This window comes from Prosthecodimorpha staleyi (assembly GCF_018729455.1).
GTDB classification, from domain to species: Bacteria; Pseudomonadota; Alphaproteobacteria; order Rhizobiales; family Ancalomicrobiaceae; genus Prosthecodimorpha; species Prosthecodimorpha staleyi.
In genome coordinates, this window is sequence record NZ_JAHHZF010000010.1 from 1 (window position 1) to 23,190 (window position 23,190).

The window sequence follows — 23,190 nt, forward strand, 5'->3', positions numbered from 1 at the left end:
GTCGCCCGGCCGCACCGGCGTCGTCCTGCAGGCCCTCTCCGCCGATGAGCGCGCCGCGCGTGCCAACGCGCTGGTCGAGGCCCGCGCCCGCGAGGCCGAGGAGCGCAAGCGCGCCGAGGAAGAGGCGATTCGCCGCGCCGCGGAGGAGATCCGTCTCGCCCGCGAGCGGGAGGAGGCCGAGCGCCGCAAGGCCGAGGAGGATACCCGCAAGAAGTTCGAGGACGAGGCGCGCCGCCGCGCCGAACAGGAGGCCCAGCGCCGCCTGGACGGCGAACTGCGTCCGCCGGCCGAGGCCTCGACGGTGCGTCCGGCCCATCCGGGCGGCCCGCGTCCGGGTGCGCCCGCCGCGCCGGCCGCCGTCAAGCCGCTGGCTCCGGTCGCCGGCAAGCCGGTCGGCGCGCGGACCGAGGAGGAGGAGGAGGACAGCGCCCGTCGCGGTCCCCCGCGGACCATCTCGCCGGCGGCCAAGAAGGTCGCCGTGCCGGCGCCGAAGCCGACCCGCGACAAGGCGGCCGAAAAGCCGCGCGGCAAGCTGACCGTCACCACGGCCCAGAAGGACGAGGAAGAGGAGGATCGCGGCCGTTCGGTCGCCGCCTTCCGCCGCCGCGTGCAGCGCCAGCAGCGCCGCATGATGTCGAACGAGCCGCGCGAGAAGGTCCTGCGCGAGGTGGTCATCCCCGAGACGATCACCATCCAGGAACTGGCCAACCGCATGGCCGAGCGCGGCGTCGACGTGATCAAGCTCCTGATGAAGCAGGGGCAGATGCTCAAGATCAACGACGTGATCGACGCCGACATGGCGCAGCTGATCGCGGAGGAGATGGGCCACTCGGTCAAGCGGGTCGCCGAATCCGACGTTGAGGAGGGCCTCTTCACCACCGTCGCCGAGGAGGAGGAGAACCTTCTGCCGCGGCCGCCGGTGGTGACCATCATGGGCCATGTCGACCACGGCAAGACCTCGCTGCTCGACGCCATCCGCTCGACCAAGGTCGCGGCGGGCGAAGCCGGCGGCATCACGCAGCATATCGGCGCCTATCAGGTCGAGAGCCGCGGTCAGAAGATCACCTTCATCGACACGCCCGGTCACGAGGCCTTCACGGCCATGCGGTCGCGCGGCGCCAAGGCGACCGACATCGTCGTCCTGGTGGTGGCGGCGGATGACGGCGTCATGCCGACGACGGTCGAGGCGATCAACCACACCCGCGCCGCGGGCGTGCCGATCATCGTGGCCGTCAACAAGATCGACAAGGCCGACGCCAACCCCGAACGGGTCCGTACCGACCTGCTCCGCCACGAGATCGTGGTGGAATCGATGGGCGGCGACGTGCTCGAAGTCGAGGTCTCGGCGACCAAGCGGATCAATCTCGACAAGCTGCTCGACGCGATCCTGCTGCAGTCCGAAGTGCTCGAACTCCGGGCCAATCCGGACCGCTCGGCCGAAGGCACCGTGATCGAAGCCAAGCTCGACAAGGGTCGCGGCCCGGTCGCCACCGTGCTGGTCCAGCGCGGCACCCTCAAGGTCGGCGACATCCTGGTCGCCGGTCCGGCCTGGGGCAAGGTGCGCGCGCTGCTCGACGATCAGGGCGGCACCATCAAGGCGGCGACGCCGTCGACCCCGGTCGAGGTGCTCGGCTTCCAGGACACCCCGGAGGCGGGCGACCGCTTCGCCGTGGTCGACAGCGAAGCCCGGGCCCGCGAGATCACCGACTACCGCCAGCGCCTGAAGCGCGAGAAGAGCATGGCACGCGGCACCGCCCAGCGCGGTTCGCTCGCCGACATGATGACCCAGCTCAAGGAGACCGGCCGCAAGGAGTTCGTGCTCGTCGTCAAGACCGACGTGCAGGGCTCGCTCGAGGCGATCACCGGCGCGCTGGAGAAGCTCGGCAACGACGAGGTGCGCGCCCGCGTCATCCATGGCGGCGTCGGCGGCATCACCGAATCCGACATCTCGCTGGCGGCGACCTCGCACGCGGCGATCATCGGCTTCAACGTCCGTGCCTCGAAGGAGGCGCGCGAGTCGTCCGAACGCGAGGGCATCGAGATCCGGTACTACAACGTCATCTACGACCTCGTGGACGACGTGAAGACCGCGATGTCGGGCATGCTGCCGCCGCTGCTGCGCGAGACCATGCTGGGCAATGCCCGCATCCTGGAGATCTTCGCGGTCTCCAAGGTCGGCAAGGTCGCCGGCTGTCTGGTCACCGACGGCACCGTGGAACGCGGCGCCAATGTGCGCCTCATCCGCGACAACGTCGTCATCCACGAAGGCAAGCTGTCCCAGCTCAAGCGCTTCAAGGACGACGCGAAGGAAGTGCAGTCCGGCCAGGAATGCGGCATGGCCTTCGAGGCCTACCAGGACATGCGCGCCGGCGATGTCATCGAGTGCTACCGCGTCGAAACGGTGGCCCGCTCGCTCTGAGGCCCATAGGCGGCGCCGAACCCGGAGGTTCGGCGCCGTCGCAGGCCCGTCGATACCACAATGCCAGGCCGCTCCCTGGTATCGTGGCTGGAGGTTACCATGTCCGCCGCGCCCGTCTATCAGCTGACATTTCAAGTCAATGTCGCTGATATCAGAAATATCGTTGCCACAAGCCGGGGCCGATTCTGGTTCCCCGTTCTCTTCAATTCCGGCGTCGCAACCTTTTTCATGTGCATCGGATTGGCCATCACGCTCCTGGTATCGGGACGTGGATTTGGTTCTGTGCCGAGCAAACTCTTCATCTTTCTGGGGGTCCAAGACCTCCCGGCGATCTATTTCGCATTCGTGTTCTTTTTCGCTTTCCTCGAGATTTATACACGCTTCGACTCAATCAAGAAGATCAGGCAGCGCATTCGCCCCGACCGTCTCAATGAGACCGTCATCCTTACGGAAGACTCGATCACTACTCGAAATACCCTGACCGAATGGTCGACCACTTGGGCGGCCATTTCCAAGGTTGAGGATTCGAGTGACTATATCGTCCTCTTCGTCGACCCGCTCCTGTTCTTGCAGATCCCGTCCAGAGCGGTCGGGACATCCGAGGAGTGGAGCGCCCTTACGCAATTCGTCCGGAAACACGCCAATGCCCCCGCATAACCCCAACCCCGCCGGTCCGTCCCAGCGCCAGCTTCGCGTCGGCGAGATCGTGCGCCACGCCCTGTCCGACATCCTGTCGCGCGGCGCGATCGCGGATCCGGATCTCGACGGCGTCATCATCACCGTGCCGGAGGTGCGCATGTCGCCGGACCTGAAGCAGGCGACCGTGCTGGTCATGCCGCTCGGCGGCCGCGATACCGATCGCGTGCTGGCCGGGCTGGAGCGGAGCCGGAAATGGCTGCGCGGCCAGATCGCGCGCCGCGTCGACCTGCGCTTCGCGCCCGAAATCCGCTTCCGGCTCGACACCCGCTACGACGACGACGACAAGATCAATGCGCTGCTGCGCACGCCCGAAGTGCGCCAGGACCTCGAGGGCGGCGACCGCGAGGACTGATCCCGCGCCGTGCCGTCTCCCCCGTCAATCCCGACATCCCCGCCGTCGCGCTCGTCCCGAGCGGGCGGCCGCTCATCCAGAAGGACCGGACCACCGTGGCCCGCAGGAAGAAGTTCGACGACGTGAATGGCTGGCTGGTGCTCGACAAGCCGGTCGGGATGACCTCGACCCAGGCGGTGGCGCGCGTCAAACGCATCATGCACGCCAACAAGGCCGGCCATGCCGGCACGCTCGATCCGCTCGCCTCGGGCCTCCTGCCGGTCGCGCTCGGCGAGGCGACCAAGACCGTCTCCTTCGTCATGGACGGGCGCAAGGTCTATCGCTTCGTCGTGCGCTGGGGCATCGAGACCGATACCGACGATACCGAGGGCGTGGTGGTCGCCCGCTCGGACCTGCGTCCGAGCCGCGACGATGTGCTCGACATCCTCGACGAGTTCACTGGCGAGATCATGCAGGTGCCGCCGGCCTTCTCGGCCATCAAGATCGCCGGCGAGCGCGCCTACGACCTCGCCCGCGACGGCGAGGAGGTGATCCTGGAGGCGCGCCCGATCCTTGTGCACCGGCTCGACCTGGTCGACATGCCGGACGCCGACACCGCCGTGTTCGACTGCGAATGCGGCAAGGGCACCTATGTCCGCGCGCTTGCCCGCGACATGGGCCGCCGGCTCGGCACCCGCGGCCATGTCGTCGGACTGCGCCGCCTGCTGGTCGGCCCGTTCGGCGAGGAGGACATGGTGTCGATGGACCGGCTCGACGAACTGGCCGAGACCGGCGAGCCGGCCGCGCCGCGCGGCGAGCTGCTGGCCGTCGACACGGCTCTTGCGGAAATCCCCGAAGTGGTGGTCAATCGCGACGGCGCCGCCCGGCTGCGCCGTGGCCAGGGCGTCATCCTGCGCGGCCGCGACGCGCCGACCGAGGCCGGTGCGGTCGCGGTCACCTGCGGTGGCGATCTGGTCGCCATCGGCGAAATCGAGGGCGCCGAACTCCGCCCGGTGCGGGTGTTCAACCTCGAAGGCTGAAACGAGGAGATCTGCCGATGTCGAGCCCCGCCCGCTGTGCCAAGGCTGCCCTGCTCGGCCTCGCCGTCGCCACCGGCATCGCGCCGGCCCGGGCCGAGATCTGCAAGGTCACCGACCCGACCGGCACGCCGCTCAACCTGCGCGCCGCGCCGAACGGCGCGGTGGTCGGTACGATCCGCAACGGCATCGACGTCGAAATCCTCGACGTGAGCCTGGATTCCCGCGGTCGCCGCTGGACCCTGATCCGGCCCGAGGGATCGGGACCGGCCGTCGGCTGGGTATTCCGCGAATTCCTCAGCTGCTACCGATAGTTCGCGCGGCCCTGCCAGGGCCCGGGCAGCCGGCGCGTCGCGCTTGACGGCGGCCCGGCGCTCACCCGCCGGCCGGCACCCCGCCGCAGATCTCGCGCACCACGCCGCGCAGCCAGCGATGCGCCGGGTCCGCCTCCATGCGCGGGTGCCAGAGCAGCGAGATGGTCAGATTGGCGATCGGCACCGGCAGCGGGAAGCTCGCCATGCCGTCGCGCAGGCGGCCGGTATAGCGCTCCGGCACAGTCGCGACGAGATCGGTGGCGCGCGCCAGCGCCAGCGCTTCCGAAAAGGTGGCGACCACCGTCATGATCCGCCGTTCGAGCCCCAGCGCCGCCAAGGCCGCGTCGACCGGCCCATGCTCCCGGCCGCGCCGCGAGATCGCGACATGGCGGGCGGACGCAAAGCGCTCGGCCGTGACCGGCGCCGCCGCCAGCGGATGACCGGACCGCACCACGCCGACGAAGCGGTCGCGAAACAGCGCCTGCGCGCGCAGTTCGGGTCCGGTCGCGGCCGCCACCACCCCGGTTTCCAGGTCGACGCCGCCGTCGCGCAGCGGCGCGCTGTCCTTGTCGGGCTTGGGCAGGAAGCAGAGCTGCACGCCGGGCGCCTCGCGCTCGATCCGCGCGAGAAGCGCCGGCCCGAAGGTCTCCACGAAGCCTTCCCGGTTGCGCATCGTGAAGCGCCGTTCGAGCCGGGCGAGATCGGGCGCGGATTCGGGGCGCAGCAGCGCCGTCGCCGCCTCCACCAGCAATCCGGCCCGTTCGCGCAAGTCGAGCGCGCGCGGGGTCGGGACGAGCCCGCGGCCGGCCCGGACGAGCAGCGGATCGCCGGTCGCCGTCCTGAGCCGCGCCAGTTGCCGGCTCATCGCCGACGGGCTGAGGCGCAACCGCCGCGCCGCGCCGGCCACGCTGCCTTCGGTCAGCAGCACGTCCAGGGTCACCAGCAGGTTCAGGTCGGGCAGCGTCATGACGGAACCATAGCATGACGGGCCGACCGACAGATGGCGTCAAACGCACGGATTGACTGCAATCGTTGCGCCTTCTGCCATCCTGCGCGGCGGCCTACCTCGGGTGCCTGCCAACGTGCCCGAGGAGACTGTCCATGTCGTCCGCCCGTCCCATCGACCACCCCGAACCTGCGGCGATCCGTCCGCCACATGCCACCGCCCTGCCCCTGATCGGCCTCGTGATGGCGGCGCTGCTCGCTTCGCTCGGCACCAGCATCGCCAATGTGGCGTTGCCGACTTTGGCGCAGGCCTTCGCGGCTCCCTTCGCGACCGTGCAATGGGTGGTGATCGCCTATCTGATCGCCATGACGGCCCTGATCGTCGGCGCCGGGCGGCTCGGCGACCGGTTCGGGCGCGGGCGGGTGCTGCTGGCCGGCCTCGCCCTGTTCGCGGCCGCCTCCCTGGCCGCGGCCGCCGCACCGACGCTCGGCCTGCTGATCGCCGCCCGCGCCGTCCAGGGCGCCGGCGCCGCCATCCTGATGGCGCTGTCCCTGGCGCTGGTGCGCGACAGCGTCCCGCAAGACCGGATCGGAACCGCGATGGGCCTCGTCGGCACCCTGTCGGCGGTCGGCACGGCCCTCGGCCCGTCGCTCGGCGGCCTGCTGATCGGTCCGTTCGGCTGGCGCGCCGTGTTCGTTGCCCCGGTTCCGCTCGCGCTCTTGGCCTTCGGCGTCGGCGTCAGGACCTGGACTGCGGAGCGCCGCACCGCATCGGTCGCGCCGGCGGCGGCCGGCATTGTGGCGACGGCGCTTCTGAGCGTCACGCTCGCCGCCCTTGCGGCCGCCATGACGCTGGGCCGCGACCTCTTCGGGCCGGGCGGCTTCGCCCTCTCGGCGCTTGCGGTGATCGGCGGCGCGGGCTTCGTGCGGGCGGAGCGGAAGGCTGCCGTGCCGCTGATCGCCCCCGCCCTGCTCCGCGATCCGACCCTCGCCGCCAGCCTCGCGGCGAATGCCCTGGTGGCGACCATCATGATGGCGACGCTGGTGGTCGGCCCGTTCTTCCTGGCGGGCGCGCTCGGCCTCGATGCGGCACGCGTCGGGCTGATCATGTCGATCGGCCCCGTCGTCTCGATGGCGACCGGCATCCTCGCCGGCCGCCTGGTCGACCGCCGCGGGGCTCCGGCGGTGATGCTCGCCGGGCTCGTGCTGGTCGCGGCCGGGTCGGCCGGCCTGGCGAGCCTGCCGCTGTGGTTCGGCGCGGCCGGCTATGTCGCGGGGATCGCGGTTCTGACGCCCGGCTATCAGCTGTTCCAGGCGGCCAACAACACGGCGGTCCTGGCCGAGATCCCGTCCGACCGGCGCGGCCTGGTCTCCGGCCTCCTCGGCCTGTCGCGCAATCTCGGCCTGATCACCGGCGCGGCCGCGATGGGGGCGGTATTCGCGCTGGCGGTCAAGACCGCCGACATGGCACGGGCCGCGCCGGCCGCGCTCGGCAGCGGTCTGGCTGCGACCTTCGGGGTCGCCGCCCTGCTGGCGGGCGCGGCCATCGCGATCACGATCCGCAACCGCCGCCCCGACGATCCGGCGCGGGCATGACCGAGCGTCCGGGCGCCTGTGTACGATTTCGTTGGCGTTCGGGCGGCCCTTCAGGCATAAGGACCGCGCTGGTCCGTGCCCGAGACGTCTCGGGCGCGGATTTAGGCGTTTTTGACCCGGCTGGACGACATCCCGGCCGGGCCGACACTCCAAATGAAGGATAAGCCGATGTCGATCACGGCAGAGCGCAAGCAGGCGCTCATCAAGGAATATGGCACCGGCGCCGGCGATACCGGTTCGCCGGAGGTGCAGGTTGCGATCCTCTCCGAGCGCATCGCGAACCTGACCGGGCACTTCAAGACCCATGGCAAGGACAACCATTCCCGCCGGGGCCTTCTGAAGATGGTCAGCCAGCGCCGCAGCCTCCTCGACTATCTCAAGGGCAAGGAAGAGGCGCGCTACAAGTCGCTGATCGAGCGCCTCGGCCTGCGCCGCTGAGTTCCGACCTGCCGGGCCGCATCATGGGATGCGCCCGGTGGTTCGATCGAGACGGACGGTTCCCGTCCGTCTCGTGAATCCGAACCACGCACTCTTTGGCGTCGTGGTCAATTCAATCTGACATTTGCGTCCCGCAAATGTCAGATTTTGACCACGAGATCGTCTCGCCCTGCCGGGCATCGGCTCGCGAACCGCGCGCGCCTTCGGTGGGACGGGGCAGACAAACATGCGGGGCGGCATGGGGCCGGCCTGCAGTCATTCAAGACCTGAACGCGTGAAAGGAGCCATGGCGAGATCGCCGGATGCTCTCAACCCCGCCCGATGCGGGTGACGGCGTGCCGATCCGGGCCCGATGCCCCGGCACGCGCGATACGGAAGCGAATGCGCGCACGAGCGGTGCGAGCCCGTCGAGGCTCCCGCCAATGCCGCCATCGCTTCCCGCTCCCCCCGGGCGCCATCGCAGTGGCTGCCCGCAAGGGGCGTCTCCCGAGAGCCTCTCGCCGTCTTGTCCATGGCTCGTCGCGTTCGACCGCAAGGTAGACACGACATGTTCGATATCCATCGTGAAGTCATCGAGTGGGGCGGCCGTACGCTCGTGCTCGAAACCGGCCGCATCGCGCGCCAGGCCGACGGCGCCGTGCTCGCCACCTATGGCGACACCACCGTCCTCGCCACCGTCGTTTCGGCCAAGGAGCCGAAGCCGGGTCAGGACTTCTTCCCGCTGACGGTCAACTATCAGGAAAAGACCTTCGCGGCCGGCAAGATCCCCGGCGGCTACTTCAAGCGCGAAGGCCGCCCGAGCGAGAACGAGACCCTCGTTTCCCGCCTGATCGACCGCCCGATCCGCCCCCTCTTCGTCGAGGGCTACAAGAACGACACGCAGGTCGTCGCGACCGTGCTGTCGCATGACCTCGAGAACAACCCCGACATCGTCGCCCTGGTGGCCGCCTCGGCCGCGCTGACGCTCTCGGGCGTGCCCTTCATGGGCCCGATCGGCGGCGCCCGCGTCGGCTATATCGACGGCGAGTACGTGCTCAACACGATGCTCGACCGCAAGGGCGATTCGAAGCTCGACCTGGTCGTCGCCGGCACCCAGGACGCCGTCCTGATGGTCGAGTCGGAAGCCCAGGAACTGCCCGAGGACGTGATGCTCGGCGCGGTCATGTTCGGCCACCGCTCGTTCCAGCCGGTCATCGACGCGATCATCCGGCTGGCCGAGAAGGCCGCCAAGGAGCCGCGCGACTACCAGCCGAAGGACTATTCCGAGATCGAGAAGGCGATGCTGGCCATCGCCGAGACCGATCTGCGCGCCGCCTATCTGAACACCCAGAAGCAGGTGCGCTACGCCGCCGTCGACGCGGTCAAGGCCAAGGTCATGGACGCCATGATCTCCAAGGAGCCGGGCGACGGCAAGTACGACAAGGAAACCGTCGCGACCGTGTTCAAGGAACTCCAGGCCAAGATCGTGCGCTGGAACATCCTCGACACCGGCGGCCGCATCGACGGCCGCGACGTGAAGACCGTGCGTCCGATCCTGTCGGAAGTCGGCGTGCTGCCGCGCACCCACGGCTCGGCGCTGTTCACCCGCGGCGAGACGCAGGCCCTGGTGGTCGCGACCCTCGGCACCGGCGAGGACGAGCAGTTCATCGACAGCCTGGAAGGCACCTACAAGGAGCGCTTCCTGCTGCACTACAACTTCCCGCCCTATTCGGTCGGCGAGACCGGCCGCATGGGTTCGCCCGGCCGCCGCGAAATCGGCCACGGCAAGCTCGCCTGGCGCGCCATCCGCCCGATGCTGCCGGTGCATCACGAGTTCCCCTACACGATCCGCGTGGTCTCCGAGATCACCGAATCGAACGGCTCCTCGTCGATGGCCACCGTCTGCGGCTCCTCGCTGGCTCTGATGGACGCGGGCGTGCCGCTGATCCACCCGGTCGCCGGCATCGCCATGGGCCTGATCCTGGAAGGCGAGCGCTTCGCGGTGCTCTCCGACATCCTGGGTGACGAGGACCATCTCGGCGACATGGACTTCAAGGTCGCCGGCACCGAGAACGGCGTCACATCGCTGCAGATGGACATCAAGATCCAGGGCATCACCGAGGAGATCATGCGGGTCGCGCTCGACCAGGCCAAGGACGGCCGCCTGCATATCCTCGGCGAGATGGCCAAGGCGATCACCCGCCCGCGCGCCGAGCTCGGCGAGTTCGCCCCGCGCATCGAGACCATGAAGATTCCGACCGACAAGATCCGCGAAGTGATCGGTTCGGGCGGCAAGGTGATCCGTGAGATCGTCGAGAAGACCGGCGCCAAGGTGGACATCTCCGACGACGGCACCGTCAAGGTCTCCTCGTCCGACCAGAAGGCCATCAAGGCCGCGGTCAACTGGATCAAGTCGATCGCGGCGGAGCCCGAGATCGGCCTGATCTACGAGGGCACCGTGGTCAAGTGCATGGAATTCGGCGCCTTCGTGAACTTCTTCGGTTCGCGCGACGGCCTCGTGCACATCTCCCAGCTCGCCCCGCGCAAGGTCGGCAAGGTCACCGACGTGGTCAAGGAAGGCGACAAGGTCTGGGTCAAGCTGCTCGGCTTCGACGAGCGCGGCAAGGTCCGCCTCTCCATGAAGATCGTCGACCAGACGACCGGCGAGGAGATCAAGCAGGACGCCGAAGGCAAGTCCGCGGAGTGATCCGGGGCTGATCCTTTGAGACTGCGAGAGGCCGTCCTTCGGGGCGGCCTCTTTCGTTTCCGCGCCCGTGCCGGGATCGGCCTTCGCCGCATTGTCCACGAATGAGGAACGAAGTGTCGAACTTCCGCCGGATTGGCATCCTGGCGGGAAACGACCATATTCGGGGCAACGCAGCCGGCCTCCGTCCGGCGCCGGAGTTTCCGTGATGACCCTTGCCGCCCTCGCTTCCGTCCATGTCCGCCTGCCCGTCGACACCCGCGACGGTCCCGTCACCCTTGCGGTCGCCGACCGCGACGGCCTCGTCGCCTGGTATGGCCGTGTCCTCGGTTTCGTCGAACAGGCGCGCTCCGCGACGCGCAGCGTGCTCGGCGCGGCCGACGGCGCGCCGCTCCTGGTGCTCGACCAGAAGCCGGGGCTGCCGGCCCACGATCCGCGCAGCGCCGGCCTGTTCCACGTCGCCTATCTGGTGCCGACACGCGAGGATCTGGCCCGCTGGGTCGCTCATGTCGCCGCCCAGCGCATCCCGATCGAAGGCGCCTCCGACCATCTGGTCAGCGAGGCCTTCTACCTGAGTGACCCGGAAGGCAACGGCATCGAGGTCTATCGCGACCGTCCGCGCGGCGAATGGCGCCGCAAGGGCGAGGAAATCGAGATGGACACGCTCGCCGCCGACGTGCAGGGCCTGCTCGCCCTGGGCGGGCGCCTGCCGGCCTGGACCGGCGCGCCCGCCGGCACCACGGTCGGCCATGTCCACCTGAAGGTCGCCGATCTCGACGCCACGCGCCGCTTCTATGTCGAGACCCTCGGCATGGACCTGATGACCACCTATCCGGGCGCGCTGTTCGTCGCGGCCGGCGGCTACCATCACCATCTCGGCCTCAATGTCTGGCGCTCGAAGGGGCGTCCGAAGCCGGCCCGCGAGGAATACGGCCTCACCGAGACGACGCTCGTGGTGCCCGATGCAGAAGCGCTCGCGGCGACCGCGGCCCGTCTGGCGACGGCCGGCTATAAGACCGACAGCGGCGACGGCGCCGTGATCACCGTCGACCCGGCCGGCAACCGCCTGCGTCTGGTCACCGGCGAGGCGACCGCCGAGGCGCTGCTGGCGGCGTGACGGGCGCGGGCGTGATCGGCCGCGCAGGCGGGCTTTGCGGCGAAGGCGCGAGCCTGTAGTGGTGAGGCCATGCGCCTCCTGATCCTCGGCCTCGGCTATTCGGCCCGCCACAGCCTCGCCTGCCTCGCAGACGAGGCCGCCACCGTCACGGTCACGACCCGGTCGGCCGCCAAGGTCGCGCGGCTGGTCGGGCAAGGCCTCGACGCCATCGCGTATGACGGCTCGGCCCCCTCCCCGGCGCTCGCGGCCGCGATCGGGACGGCGAGCCATATCCTGGTCTCGGCCGGGCCGGATCGCGACGGCGATCCCTTCCTGCGCCACCACGCTGGCGATGTCGCCCGCGCGGCCGCCGGCGGCGGGCTCGCCTGGATCGGCTACTATTCGACCGTCGGCGTCTATGGCGATACCGGCGGCGCCTGGGTCGACGATGGGACGCCGGCCAACCCGGCCTCCGAGCGGACGCGCTGGCGCGTCGCGGCCGAGACGGCCTGGACGGATCTCGGGGCGGCCGGGGATGTGCCGGTTGCACTGCTGAGGCTCGCCGGCATCTACGGCCCGGGCCGCAACGCCTTCATCAACCTCGCCGCTGGCACGGCGCGGCGGGTGATCCGGCCGGGCCAGGTCTTCAACCGCATCCATGTCGACGACATCGCCACCGTGACGGCCGCGGCGGCGCGTGTCCGGCTCGGCGGGCCGATCAACGTCGCCGACGACGAACCGGCCCCGCCGCAGGATCCGATCGCCTATGCGGCCGGCCTGATGGGCGTCGAGCCGCCGCCCGAAATCCCCTTCGAGACGGCCGAGATGACGCCGATGGCGGCGACCTTCTGGGGCGAGAACAAGCGCGTCGCCAACCGGCGCCTGCACGAGGATCTGGGGCTCGCCCTCACCCACCCGACCTATCGGGAGGGGCTGGCCGCGCTCTGGCAGTCCGGGCATTGGGCCGGCGGCGACGAGGACCGCGAGGAGGCCAGCCCGCGCTTCCGGCGGATCGCCAGCCCCTGACGCCGGTCATTGCGCGACACGTCGGCGGCGGGTAGCGCTCAGTCGAGCATCTTCTGCATGAAGACGAGGTCGAGCCAACGGTCGAACTTGCGGCCGACCTCGGGCAGGCGGCCGACCTCGCGATAGCCGAGCGCGGCGTGCAGCGTGATCGAGGCGGCGTTGCCGGCCTCGATGCCGCCGATCAGGACATGCTTGCCGGCAGCCCGGGCGCGCGGCTCGAGCGCCTCCAGCAAGGCACGCGCGATGCCCATGCGGCGGAAGCGGCCGTCGACATAGATCGAGTGTTCGGCGGTGTGGCGATAGCCGTCGAAGGCGCGGAAATCGCCGAAGCTGGCATAGCCGGCGACCGTGCCGCTGCACTCGGCGACCAGCACCGGATAGCGGAGCGCGCGCCGGGCCGCCGCCCAGGCGACACGGTTGGCGGTATCGACCTGCTGCTCGTTCCAGATCGCCGTCGTGTTCACCACGGCATCGTTGTAGATGTCGCGGATCGTCGGCATGTCGGCATCGTCCGCATCGCGGATCGTGAAGGCGGCAGCGGTCATGCGGCACTCCCGGGCGACGATCGCCCCCACAATCGTCCACTACAATGGACGATCCTTCGGTATCATCGACGCGCCGGCCCGGTCAATCGACCGGATATTTTTCCTTCGGGTAGACGCCCCACAGCCGCTGCTGCTCGACATAGCCGGAATAGCGCTCGACCGAGACCTTGCACCAGGTTCCGTCGCAATTGGCCACCTCGACCTGCACGTTCGGCTCGACATTGGCGATCACGGTCGGGGTGTCGGGACGGGCGCGCATCGGGATCGATCCGGACTTCTCCCAAGGCGCGATCAGGGCGGTGCGCTTGCCCGACAGGAAGGACTTCTGCACCCAGCCCTCCTGGCCTTCGGAATCGCGCACCCGGTACCAGACGTCGAATTCCTGCGTGATCTCGACCGGGATGCCGCTGCGCGTGAAGGTCCAGGCGATGTCGTAGTCGCGGCTCGGACCGACCCGGATATTGACCGGATGCGACTTCATGCTGGCGAAGCGCGGCAGCTGCAGGCCGCTCGGACCGGTCGGCACGGACTGGGCCGAAGCCGGTCCGGATGCGGCGGCGACGACCCCGAACAGGGTCAGACCAGCGATCAAAAGGGACGAGGACAGCCCGGATTTGAAACCCGTCACGCCGATTCTCCCGACAGGATGAGGATGGAGCGCTTCTTAGCACGTCCGGCGGCGAGGCGAATGCCGGACGCGGCGCGACGATAAACCCGCCCCGATGCCTCCGGGCGATCAATTGCCATTCGCGAAGCATCTGCTAGACAGAGCATCCGACCGGTCGCATTCGACTGTGCGCGGGACGAGGTTAACGACCGCTGAAGGTCGAGCCGCCAAGACGGCGCTCGGGACCAAAGGCGAGGGGAGCGTTGGGATGCCGAAGAGCAAGCCCTTGGTGGTGGTGACGCGGAAGCTGCCGGACGTCATCGAGACCCGGATGCGCGAGCTTTTTGATGCCCGCATCAACGACGACGACAAGCCGATGACCCAGGCGCAGCTGGTCGAGGCGCTGCGCACCGCCGACGTGCTGGTGCCGACCGTCACCGACCAGATCGATGCCGCGGTGATCAGCCAGGCCGGCCCGCAATTGCGCCTGATCGCCAACTACGGCAACGGCGTCGACAATATCGACGTGCAGTCCGCCCTGACCCGCGGCGTCACGGTCACCAACACGCCCGGCGTGCTGACCGAGGACACCGCCGACATGACCATGGCGCTGATCCTGGCCGTGCCCCGGCGCATGGCGGACGGCATCAAGGTGATGCAGCAGGGCGACTGGAAGGGCTGGTCGCCGACCTGGATGCTCGGCCACCGCATCTGGGGCAAGCGCCTCGGCATCATCGGCATGGGCCGCATCGGCCAGGCTGTCGCCCGGCGCGCGCGCGCCTTCGGCATGTCGATCCACTATCACAACCGCCGCCGGCTGCCGGGTGTGATCGAGGAGGAGTTGGAGGCGACCTACTGGGAGAGCCTCGACCAGATGCTCGCCCGCATGGACGTGATATCGGTCCACTGCCCGCACACGCCCGGCACCTATCACCTTCTGTCGGCGCGCCGGCTGAAGCTGATCCGCCCGATCAGCTACATCGTCAACACCGCGCGCGGCGAGGTGATCGACGAGAACGCGCTCGCCCGCATGCTGGAGGCGCGCGAGATCGCCGGCGCCGGCCTCGACGTGTTCGAGCACGAACCGGCCGTCAACCCGAAGCTCGCCCGCAACCCGAACGTGGTTCTGCTGCCGCATATGGGCTCGGCCACGATCGAAGGGCGCGTCGACATGGGCGAGCGCGTGATCATCAACATCAAGACCTTCATGGATGGCCACCGTCCGCCGGATCGCGTCCTGCCGTCGATGCTTTGAACGGCGGCAAGGCATCTGACACGCGGCTTACGGATTGCCCTTCCGGAAGGGTGATCGCATAGTCGGCAGGCGGTTGGAGAGCGGCCGTTCGGGAGGTCGTGATGGGATCGTGTCGTGCTTTCGCTTCGATCGGATGGGCCTTGGCCGGATTGGCCGTGGCGGGTCCTGCCTTCGCCCAGTCCGCCCCGCCGCCGGCAGCCGAAAAGCTGCCGGAGAAGATGTCGGGCGATGCGATCAAGGCGGCGTGGTTCGACGGCCGGCCGTTCACCGCCACGTCTCCGGACGGAACCGGCTTCGTCATGACCTTCACGCCGGACGGCAAGTCGTCGCGCAAGCCGACCGAGAAGAAGAAGGGGCTGACCGGCGCGACCGGCTTCTGGCGCGCCATCGCGGAAGGCTACTGCTCGCGCTGGTCCGGGCAGAACCGCGAGAAATGCTTCAATGTCCGCCCGGGTCCGGAAAAGGATACCGTGGTGGTCCGCTTCGGTCACCAGATGATGGCGACCTGGAAGCGGTGACCGCCGTCCTGCCGACCGGTCCTGTCCTGCGTGCCGGACCTGCCCCGGCCGGACCGATCCCGTCATGACCCGTCCCCCGCCTCCCCGCTCGGGCCTCCCGCTCGATCGCCGCCGCTTTCTCGGCGCCGCCCTGGCGCCCGCCTTCGGATCGCTGACGGCCGCCGTGGGGGCGACAGCCGGGGCGGCAACGGCCGCCGGAGCCGGACCGTCTTCGGCCGCGGAGGTCGATGTCGTCGTGGTCGGCGCCGGGGCGGCCGGCATCGCGGCGGCCAGGACCCTGCTGGCGGCCGGACGGTCCTTCCTGGTGCTGGAGGCGCGCGACCGCATCGGCGGGCGCTGCGTCACGGAGACCGGCCTGTTCGGCCGGCCGGTCGATCTCGGCGCCCATTGGGTCCATGCCGTCGACGAGACGCCCTTCGCCGGCCACGCGGCCGAGTTGGGGCTCGGCCTCGTCGAGGCACGGCCGGACTTTACGCTCTATGACGGCCGCCGCCGGTTGAGCGGCCCCGATGCGGACGCCTTCGGCGATGCCTGGGAGGCCTTCGAGCAGGCGATCCTGACGACCGGACGGGCGCAGCGGGACGTTTCGGCGGCCGCGGTCATGCCGACCGGGCTCGGCGACTGGGCCGATACCGTCGCCTTCGCGCTCGGCCCCTTCGGCTGCGCCAAGGATGTCGAGCATATCTCGACCGTCGATTTCGCCGCCGCGGTCGAATATCCGCAGGCTTTCGTCAGCGAGGGCTACGGCACGCTGATCGCCCGCCTCGCCGAGGGCATCCCGGTCGGCACCGGCATTCCGGTGACGCGGATCGACCGCTCGGGCCCACGCCTGGCGGTCGAGACGCCGCGCGGCACCGTCTCGGCGCGCGCCGCGATCGTGACCGTCTCGACCGATGCGCTGGCGGCCGGAGCGGTCCGGTTCGATCCGCCGCTGCCGCCCGACCAGGAGGACGCCCTGACCGGCCTGTCGCTCGGCGACTACGAGCACATCTTCGTCGAACTGCCGCCCGGCGCGCTCGGCCTCGGCCCCGACGAACCGGTGCTGCTCAAGCGCCAGGGCCGCCGCACGCTCGGGCTCCTGGCCAATCTCGGCGGATCCGGCCTGGTGATGGCCGATGCGGCCGGCAGCTTCGCGGCCGATCTCGCCCGTGCGGGCGACCGGGCTGCCGTGGCCTTCGCACTCGAACTGATCGCCCAGAGCTTCGGTGCGGATGCGGTGCGCCGGCCGGGCCGCAGCCATGTCACGCATTGGCGCGCCGATCCCTGGATCCGCGGCGCCTTCAGCTGCGCCGAGCCGGGGCGGGCGCGCGATCGCGCCATCCTGCGCCGGCCGGTCGACGAGCGCCTCCGGCTCGCCGGCGAGGCGACCCATCCGAGCCTCTGGGGCTCGGTCGGCGGCGCCTGGGCCGAGGGCATCCGGGCCGCGACCGAGACCCTGGCCGTGCTCTGAAGCGGCGCTCCAGCCAACCTTTCGACCGGCTTGTTCGCCGGCGCCGCCGCACCGGGCGGCGCCTATCCGATCCGGCCTATGCCGCAAGTTTCGGCAACCCCTGCAGACCGATCATGCCTGTCACGACTTGCCTCGGCGGCCGCAGCGGACTAGGTAGATTGGAACTCTTCTAAATTATCAGAAAGCAGATCGATCATGTCGCTCTTCGGCTTCGGCAAGCGTGCCTTCTCGGACCTCAGCGAGCAGGAGATCATCGCCCTGGCGATCTCGTCGGAGGAGGACGACGGCCGCATCTACGGGATGTATTCCGACGCACTGCGCGAACGCTATCCGGCCTCCGCCAAGGTCTTCGACGACATGGCGGCGGAGGAGAACGAACATCGGCGCCGGCTGATCGAGTTGCACCGGCAGAAGTTCGGCGAGCGGATCCCGCTGATCCGCCGGGAGAATGTGCGCGGCTTCTACGAGCGCCGACCGGTCTGGCTGATGAAGAATCTCTCGCTCGACACCATCCGCCGCGAGGCCATGGTGATGGAGGCGCAGGCGGCGCGCTTTTACCGGCAGTCCGCCGCCCGGACCTCCGACGCTTCGATCCGCAAGCTGCTCGGCGATCTGGCCGAGGCCGAGAAGAGCCACGTCTCGCTCGCCCATCGCCTGGGCCTTTCGAACCTGCCGGCCGACGTGCGCGCCGAGGAGGACGAGACCGCCCGGCGCATGTTCCTGCTGCAATATGTCCAGCCCGGCCTGGTCGGCCTGATGGACGGCTCGGTCTCCACGCTGGCGCCGCTGTTCGCGACCGCCTTCGCGACCCACAACACCTGGGACACCTTCCTGGTCGGCCTGGCCGCCTCGATCGGCGCCGGCATCTCGATGGGCCTCGCCGAGGGCCTGTCCGACGACGGCGAACTGTCGGGCCGCGGCTCGCCCTGGATCCGCGGTTCGGCCGCCGGCATCATGACCACCATCGGCGGCCTCGGCCACGCCCTGCCCTATCTGATCCCGAACTTCTGGACCGCAACGGTAGTGGCCATCCTGCTGGTCATCGCCGAGCTCTGGGCGATCTCGTGGATCCGCTGGAAATACATGGACACGCCCTTCTTCCGCGCCGCCCTGCAGATCGTCGTCGGCGGCTTCCTGGTCTTCATGACCGGCGTCCTGATCGGCAATTCCTGACGCGGGTTTAGTCGCGACGCGGTACCCCGTTGCGGAGGGTCCCGGGCGCCGAGCGACGGGAGTCCACCGGTTGCCACATCGGCACTGGCGGCCGGGCGGGCGTTGCGGCTATGGATGGCGGCCGGGCATTCCCGCACCGGCCGCTCGAAAACTGCCGGTGCCATGTCGGATCCTCGCGTCGAAATCCTCCGTCTCGCCCATGCGCACGACCTGCCGCTGCCGGCCTACCAGACGCAGGGCGCCGCCGGCTTCGACCTCGTCGCCGCCGTGCCGGCCGATGCGCCCGTCGAGATCGCGCCCGGGTCCCGCGCGATGATCCCGACCGGCCTGGTCCTGGCGATCCCGCCCGGCCACGAGGGCCAGGTGCGGCCGCGCTCGGGTCTCGCGGCCCGGCACGGCGTCACCGTGCTGAACAGCCCCGGCACGGTCGACAGCGACTATCGCGGCGAGGTCAAGGTCATCCTGATCAATCTCGGCGACACGGCCTTTCGCGTCGAGCGCGGCGAGCGCATCGCCCAGATGGTCGTCGCGCCGGTCGTCCAGGTCGGCCTCGCCGCGGTCGAGACCCTCGGGGAGACCGATCGCGGCGCCGGCGGATTCGGCTCGACCGGTCGGCGCTGAGGGCCGCCCGCGCCGAAGCCGGCTGGTATCGATTTCCTCGCCCGATCCACCCTGCCCCGCACGGCATTGATGGAATCCGCGACACCGGCCATGAATTGGAATAATTTTCCACCCGGGCGCCCTGCTTCGTCATGCCCATGACTGGCCGCGCCAGCCTCCGCGCCCTAGAGTCTCGCGCGAATTGGCGCCGAGCCCCGCCAGGGGGCCCGCCAGCCGCCAAGCCTGACGATGAATGATGGAGGACCCCATGAGTGACGCCGACCGCAAGCCCGGCCGCGGCCGCATCTACGGCTCGATCACCGAGACGATCGGCGACACCCCGATCGTGCGGCTCGACCGGATCGCCAAGGAGAAGGGCGTCGGCGCCACCCTCCTGGCCAAGCTCGAATTCTTCAACCCGATCGCGAGCGTCAAGGACCGTATCGGCGTCGCCATGATCGATGCGCTGGAGGCCGAAGGCCGCCTGGCGCCGGGCGCGACCCTGATCGAGCCGACCTCCGGCAATACCGGCATCGCGCTCGCCTTCGTGGCCGCCGCGCGCGGCTATCGGCTGATCCTGGTCATGCCCGAGACCATGTCGATCGAGCGGCGCAAGATGCTGAAGCTGCTCGGTGCCGAACTGGTGCTGACCGAGGGCCCGAAGGGCATGAAGGGCGCCATCGCCAAGGCCGAGGAACTGCTCGCCGAGATTCCCGGTTCGATCATCCCGCAGCAGTTCCAGAACCCGGCCAATCCGGCCATCCATCGCCGGACCACCGCGGAGGAGATCTGGAACGACACCGCCGGCACCGTCGACGTGTTCGTCTCCGGCATCGGCACCGGCGGCACGATCACCGGCGTCGGCCAGGTGCTGAAGGCGCGCAAGCCGTCCGTGCATGTGGTCGCCGTCGAGCCGACCGCCTCGCCGGTCCTGTCCGGCGGCCAGCCCGGCCCGCACAAGATTCAGGGCATCGGCGCCGGCTTCGTGCCGGGCGTGCTCGACACCGCCGTCTATGACGAGGTGCAGCAGATCTCCAACGAGGAGGCCTTCGAGACCGCCCGCCTGGTCGCCCGGATCGAAGGCATCCCGGTCGGCATCTCGTCGGGCGCGGCGATCGCGGCGGCCGTCAAGGTCGGCTCGCGGCCGGAATTCGCCGGCAAGACCATCGTCATCATCATTCCGAGCTTTGCCGAACGCTATCTGTCGACGGCCCTGTTCGAAGGCCTGGAGTGACGCCAGGCCCCGCGAAGCCCGATCCGGCGCAGCGCCTCGCCGCCTTCGTCAAGGCGGAAGCGCTGCGCCTCGGCTTCGCGGAGGCCCGCATCGTGCGGCCCGACGCCATTCCGGAGGCGCCGGCCCGGCTGGCCGCCTGTCTCGACGCCGGCCACCACGGCAGCATGGCCTGGCTGGCCGAGACCGCCGACCGGCGCGCCGATCCGCGCATCCTGTGGCCGGCGGTGCGCTCGATCGTCATGCTCGGGCTCGACTACGGCCCGGACGAGGACCCCCGCGCCGTCACCGCCGAGCCGCGCTGCGGCGCCATCTCGGTCTATGCGCGCAACCGCGACTACCACGACCTGATCAAGGGCCGCCTGAAGGAACTGGCCGGCCGCCTCGTCGCCCGCGCCCACGCGCTCGGCCTCGACGGCGACGTGAAGGTGTTCGTCGACACCGCCCCGGTGATGGAGAAGCCGCTCGCCGCCGCCGCCGGCCTCGGCTGGCAGGGCCGCCACACCAATCTGGTCTCGCGCCGGCACGGCTCGTGGCTGTTTCTCGGCGCGGTCTTCACCAGCCTCGACCTGCCCACAGACCCCGCCGAGACCGACCATTGCGGCTCCTGCCGGGCCTGCCTGGATGCCTGCCCGACGGCCGCCTTCCCGGCGCCCTACCGGCTCGACGCGCGCCGCTGCATTTCCTACCTGACGATCGAGCATGCCGGACCGATCCCGGCCGCGTTCCGCCCGCTGATCGGCAACCGCATCTATGGCTGCGACGACTGTCTCGCCGTCTGCCCCTGGAACAAATTCGCCCAAACCGCCCGCGAGGCCAAACTGATCGCGCGCGACGATCTGCGCCGACCGGCGCTCGCCGCGCTGGCACGGCTCGACGACGCGGCGTTCCGGGCCCTGTTCGCCGGTTCGCCGATCAAACGCATCGGACGCGACCGCTTCCTGCGCAACGTGCTGATCGCCATCGGCAATTCAGCTGATCCGGCGCTTGCGGGAGACGCCCTCCGGCTCAGCGCCGATCCGGCCGGGCTGGTCCGCGGCGCCGCCGTCTGGGCATTGTCGCGCCTGCTCGAGGCGGCCGCGTTCCGCGCCATGGCCGAGGCCCGCGCGGGCGGCGAAACCGATCCGGACGTGCGCGCCGAATGGGGGGCGGCCTCGCAAGCCGCCGAACCCGGCTGATATTCCGGCATCACCGCCGGAGCGACCGTCCGCCGGAGCGGGCGTCCGCCGGAACAGTACCGTCCGGCCCTTCCGATCGGTCCGTCCGAAGTTTTCCGTCGCATGCCGGGCCGCCCCCCGCCGCGATGGGCAGGGCTCGATGACGCCGGCCGGGATATCGCGTCTCGGCCATGACAGCCGGCTTGCGCAAGGCCATCGCAGGCACTGAAAGCGTCCGTCGGCATCGGTCACACAGCCCTGCCGCCGTCATGCGGCGCGCGCGACTGCGGGGGGGCGGGGGCGGGAGCCGGAAGCCTTCGCGCGCCCGGTCGCCGGGATCGGGCGCGACGCGGCCTGTCCGACGTCATGCCGGACGCGAATCATCGACAGCGCGTACCCCAGAGCATCACACGATCTGAAGGGATCGGATGATCCTCTGCATGTTTTTGTTTGCGCTAACTTTTTCCTATCAGAGCGGGCCGCCCGCATAGGACCTCGCTCTGGCGGGCGGGTGACGCGGACCGGCCAGCCGGTCCCGACGCAGCACGGGGTTCCGTCGCCTGGCGGCGCTGTCCGCCCGGGGCGGCGGTTATTTCTCCTGGATCGTCGCCAGATAGTCGACCACGCCCTGGATGCGGCTCTTCACATAGGCCTCGGCATCCTCGGGCTTGAAATAGGGACCGAGCTGGCTCGGCGCCTTGGTCCGGTAGTGATCGCCCCAGAGCGGCATGCCCATCGGCCCGTGGCCGGGCATGTCGACCGAACCCCGCACGACCTCCGCGACCCGCTCGGCCGGAAATCGGCCGCCATTCGCGCGCGCCAGCCCGGTCAGACCGGGCACCCGCCGCGTGAGCAGGACCTGGAAGGGCCCGTCGCCGCGCCCGTCATGGCCGTGGCAGGCCGCGCAATAGCCCGCGAATTCGGACCGCCCGATCTCCAGCGAGGTCTCCGCCGCGGCCGGACCGCCAAGACCCGATCCGACGGCGACCACCGCCGCCAACGCCGCGCCGCGGCCGAACCCATGAACCTTCACGCGCGCACTCTCCCGCCGCCCCGATCACCCGACTCTGGCCGCCCGCACCCGCGCCGGCAATCCGTAGCACTGCGTTCCCCGCCGCGGATGGCTGCGGATGCCGACCGCGCGCCCCGCGCGCTTCGCGGCGCGCGGCCCGTCCCGGCGCCGCACGGCTTCTGTCGCCGCGGCTGCCGGGCACCGCAGCCGCCCACAGCCGCCCGACCAACAACCGTCCGACCGGCCAACAACCAACAACCGGCGACCGGCGACCGGCGACCGGCGACCGGCGACCGGCGACCGGCGACCGGCGACCGGCGACCGGCGACCGGCAGGCTCGCCGCAGCGCCAACGGAAAGCAACAGCCGAACCCTGCCGCTGTTGATTGAATGGCCAATTGAACCGGACATTTGCGGGACCCGCACGGCCGATGTCGTCCCCCAGCGGTCTGCGGTGGCCCATCGAATCCCCGCGTCCCCTCCTTTCGCGGTTGCCCCCGCCCGACGGATCGGCTATGCAAGCCCCATCCCGCCCCGCTCATTCGGGGACGAGAGCACGCACCCGTAGCTCAGCTGGATAGAGTGCTGCCCTCCGAAGGCAGAGGTCACAGGTTCGAATCCTGTCGGGTGCGCCATTTTTGGCAATAAAATCAATGACTTAAGCGATGCATCGACCGTTGTCGCAGGCTGTCCCACACAGGCGTCCCACATAGGCGAGCGAACCGCTTCGGCGACGTCGCCGGCTTGGGGCCTGACGCGTGTCGGGCCGTAGCCTCTCGGAAGTCTGCAGGCCTTGCCGATTGTGTGACCGCGGACGCCCTTGGCCTAAGATATCGGGTGCCGGCGTCGGCGAGCGGTCGGAGGCCTGCAGGAAGCCGAGGCGCCTACGCAGCTGCTGCGCCGTCTGAAATTCCACGTCACGGTGCACGGGCTTCGGTCAGCGTGCCGGGGCTAGTGCGGCGAGGCCACAGACTTTCGGCGAGAACTCCCCGAGCCAGCCTTGCGCATGTCGTTGGCGATATGACCGAGCGGGCCTATCGTCACGGCGACGCCCTGGAG

The 23,190-nt window shown here is 69.8% G+C and carries 21 protein-coding genes and 1 tRNA gene; 18 read left to right on the forward strand and 4 right to left on the reverse strand.

Going from position 1 to position 23,190, the window contains the following annotated elements; all coding sequences use genetic code 11:
• The 5 genes from infB to KL771_RS19350 form a co-directional block, all read left to right on the forward strand.
• Nucleotides 1-2,419, forward strand: a 2,419-nt coding sequence (gene infB, locus KL771_RS19330) for a translation initiation factor IF-2 (RefSeq protein WP_261970163.1), incomplete at its 5' end; no start/stop codon positions are given.
• Nucleotides 2,420-2,518: 99 nt separating this feature from the next.
• Nucleotides 2,519-3,076, forward strand: a complete 558-nt coding sequence (locus KL771_RS19335) for a YcxB family protein (RefSeq protein WP_261970164.1) — start codon at nt 2,519-2,521, stop codon at nt 3,074-3,076.
• Entirely contained in the window at nt 3,063-3,470 is a 408-nt protein-coding gene (gene rbfA / locus KL771_RS19340; RefSeq protein ID WP_261970165.1) for a 30S ribosome-binding factor RbfA, read from the forward strand. Before KL771_RS19335 ends, rbfA begins: the two co-directional genes overlap by 14 nt.
• A gap of 95 nt (nt 3,471-3,565) precedes the next feature.
• Complete coding sequence (gene truB, locus KL771_RS19345; RefSeq protein WP_261970166.1) at nt 3,566-4,489, forward strand: tRNA pseudouridine(55) synthase TruB; 924 nt, start codon at nt 3,566-3,568, stop codon at nt 4,487-4,489.
• A gap of 17 nt (nt 4,490-4,506) precedes the next feature.
• Complete coding sequence (locus KL771_RS19350; protein WP_261970167.1) at nt 4,507-4,800, forward strand: SH3 domain-containing protein; 294 nt, start codon at nt 4,507-4,509, stop codon at nt 4,798-4,800.
• A 61-nt stretch (nt 4,801-4,861) separates the two neighbouring features.
• Here KL771_RS19350 and KL771_RS19355 read toward each other — a convergent pair whose 3' ends face one another.
• Nucleotides 4,862-5,767: a LysR family transcriptional regulator gene (locus KL771_RS19355; protein ID WP_261970168.1), complete on the reverse strand. Its 906-nt coding sequence runs from the start codon at nt 5,765-5,767 to the stop codon at nt 4,862-4,864.
• Nucleotides 5,768-5,901: 134 nt separating this feature from the next.
• On the opposite strand from KL771_RS19355, the gene KL771_RS19360 reads away from it, so the two are divergent.
• From KL771_RS19360 to KL771_RS19380, 5 genes are all read left to right on the forward strand, one after another.
• Complete coding sequence (locus KL771_RS19360) at nt 5,902-7,341, forward strand: MFS transporter (protein ID WP_261970169.1); 1,440 nt, start codon at nt 5,902-5,904, stop codon at nt 7,339-7,341.
• A 168-nt stretch (nt 7,342-7,509) separates the two neighbouring features.
• Nucleotides 7,510-7,779 (forward strand): 30S ribosomal protein S15, encoded by a 270-nt coding sequence (gene rpsO / locus KL771_RS19365; RefSeq protein WP_261970170.1) that lies wholly within the window; start codon nt 7,510-7,512, stop codon nt 7,777-7,779.
• Between the two features lie 547 nt (nt 7,780-8,326).
• A complete protein-coding gene (pnp, locus tag KL771_RS19370; protein ID WP_261970171.1) occupies nt 8,327-10,465 on the forward strand; it encodes a polyribonucleotide nucleotidyltransferase in 2,139 nt (712 codons plus the stop codon).
• A gap of 205 nt (nt 10,466-10,670) precedes the next feature.
• Nucleotides 10,671-11,579, forward strand: coding sequence for a VOC family protein (locus KL771_RS19375; RefSeq protein WP_261970172.1), 909 nt, complete (start codon nt 10,671-10,673; stop codon nt 11,577-11,579).
• Nucleotides 11,580-11,648: 69 nt separating this feature from the next.
• Nucleotides 11,649-12,584 carry an NAD(P)-dependent oxidoreductase gene (locus tag KL771_RS19380; protein ID WP_261970173.1) on the forward strand — a complete coding sequence of 312 codons (936 nt, stop codon included), beginning with the start codon at nt 11,649-11,651 and terminating at the stop codon, nt 12,582-12,584.
• 38 nt (nt 12,585-12,622) lie between these two features.
• On the opposite strand, the gene KL771_RS19385 is transcribed toward KL771_RS19380, so the two are convergent.
• Both KL771_RS19385 and KL771_RS19390 read right to left on the reverse strand, forming a co-directional pair.
• A complete protein-coding gene (locus tag KL771_RS19385; protein ID WP_261970174.1) occupies nt 12,623-13,129 on the reverse strand; it encodes a GNAT family N-acetyltransferase in 507 nt (168 codons plus the stop codon).
• Between the two features lie 82 nt (nt 13,130-13,211).
• Nucleotides 13,212-13,757, reverse strand: coding sequence for an SH3 domain-containing protein (locus KL771_RS19390; protein WP_261970175.1), 546 nt, complete (start codon nt 13,755-13,757; stop codon nt 13,212-13,214).
• Between the two features lie 247 nt (nt 13,758-14,004).
• Here KL771_RS19390 and KL771_RS19395 point away from each other — a divergent pair, with 247 nt between their 5' ends.
• The 7 genes from KL771_RS19395 to queG all read left to right on the forward strand — a co-directional run bounded on the left by KL771_RS19395 (nt 14,005) and on the right by queG (nt 21,141).
• Complete coding sequence (locus KL771_RS19395) at nt 14,005-14,991, forward strand: 2-hydroxyacid dehydrogenase (protein WP_054358837.1); 987 nt, start codon at nt 14,005-14,007, stop codon at nt 14,989-14,991.
• A 155-nt stretch (nt 14,992-15,146) separates the two neighbouring features.
• Nucleotides 15,147-15,509: a hypothetical protein gene (locus tag KL771_RS19400; RefSeq protein WP_261970176.1), complete on the forward strand. Its 363-nt coding sequence runs from the start codon at nt 15,147-15,149 to the stop codon at nt 15,507-15,509.
• Nucleotides 15,510-15,573: 64 nt separating this feature from the next.
• The gene (locus KL771_RS19405; protein WP_261970177.1) at nt 15,574-16,959 is read left to right on the forward strand and encodes a flavin monoamine oxidase family protein; all 1,386 of its coding nucleotides are present in this window, start codon (nt 15,574-15,576) and stop codon (nt 16,957-16,959) included.
• A 195-nt stretch (nt 16,960-17,154) separates the two neighbouring features.
• Complete coding sequence (gene mbfA, locus KL771_RS19410) at nt 17,155-18,132, forward strand: iron exporter MbfA (RefSeq protein WP_261970178.1); 978 nt, start codon at nt 17,155-17,157, stop codon at nt 18,130-18,132.
• Nucleotides 18,133-18,294: 162 nt separating this feature from the next.
• Nucleotides 18,295-18,753 (forward strand): dUTP diphosphatase, encoded by a 459-nt coding sequence (dut, locus tag KL771_RS19415; RefSeq protein WP_261970179.1) that lies wholly within the window; start codon nt 18,295-18,297, stop codon nt 18,751-18,753.
• 247 nt (nt 18,754-19,000) lie between these two features.
• A complete protein-coding gene (gene cysK / locus KL771_RS19420) occupies nt 19,001-19,966 on the forward strand; it encodes a cysteine synthase A (RefSeq protein WP_261970180.1) in 966 nt (321 codons plus the stop codon).
• Nucleotides 19,963-21,141, forward strand: coding sequence for a tRNA epoxyqueuosine(34) reductase QueG (gene queG / locus KL771_RS19425; protein ID WP_261970181.1), 1,179 nt, complete (start codon nt 19,963-19,965; stop codon nt 21,139-21,141). The genes cysK and queG overlap by 4 nt, the downstream gene beginning before the upstream one ends.
• Before the next feature lie 568 nt (nt 21,142-21,709).
• Here the strand turns inward: queG and KL771_RS19430 are convergent.
• Entirely contained in the window at nt 21,710-22,153 is a 444-nt protein-coding gene (locus KL771_RS19430; RefSeq protein WP_261970182.1) for a c-type cytochrome, read from the reverse strand.
• 536 nt (nt 22,154-22,689) lie between these two features.
• On the opposite strand from KL771_RS19430, the gene KL771_RS19435 reads away from it, so the two are divergent.
• A tRNA-Arg gene (locus tag KL771_RS19435) sits at nt 22,690-22,766 on the forward strand.
• Nucleotides 22,767-23,190: the final 424 nt, after the last annotated feature.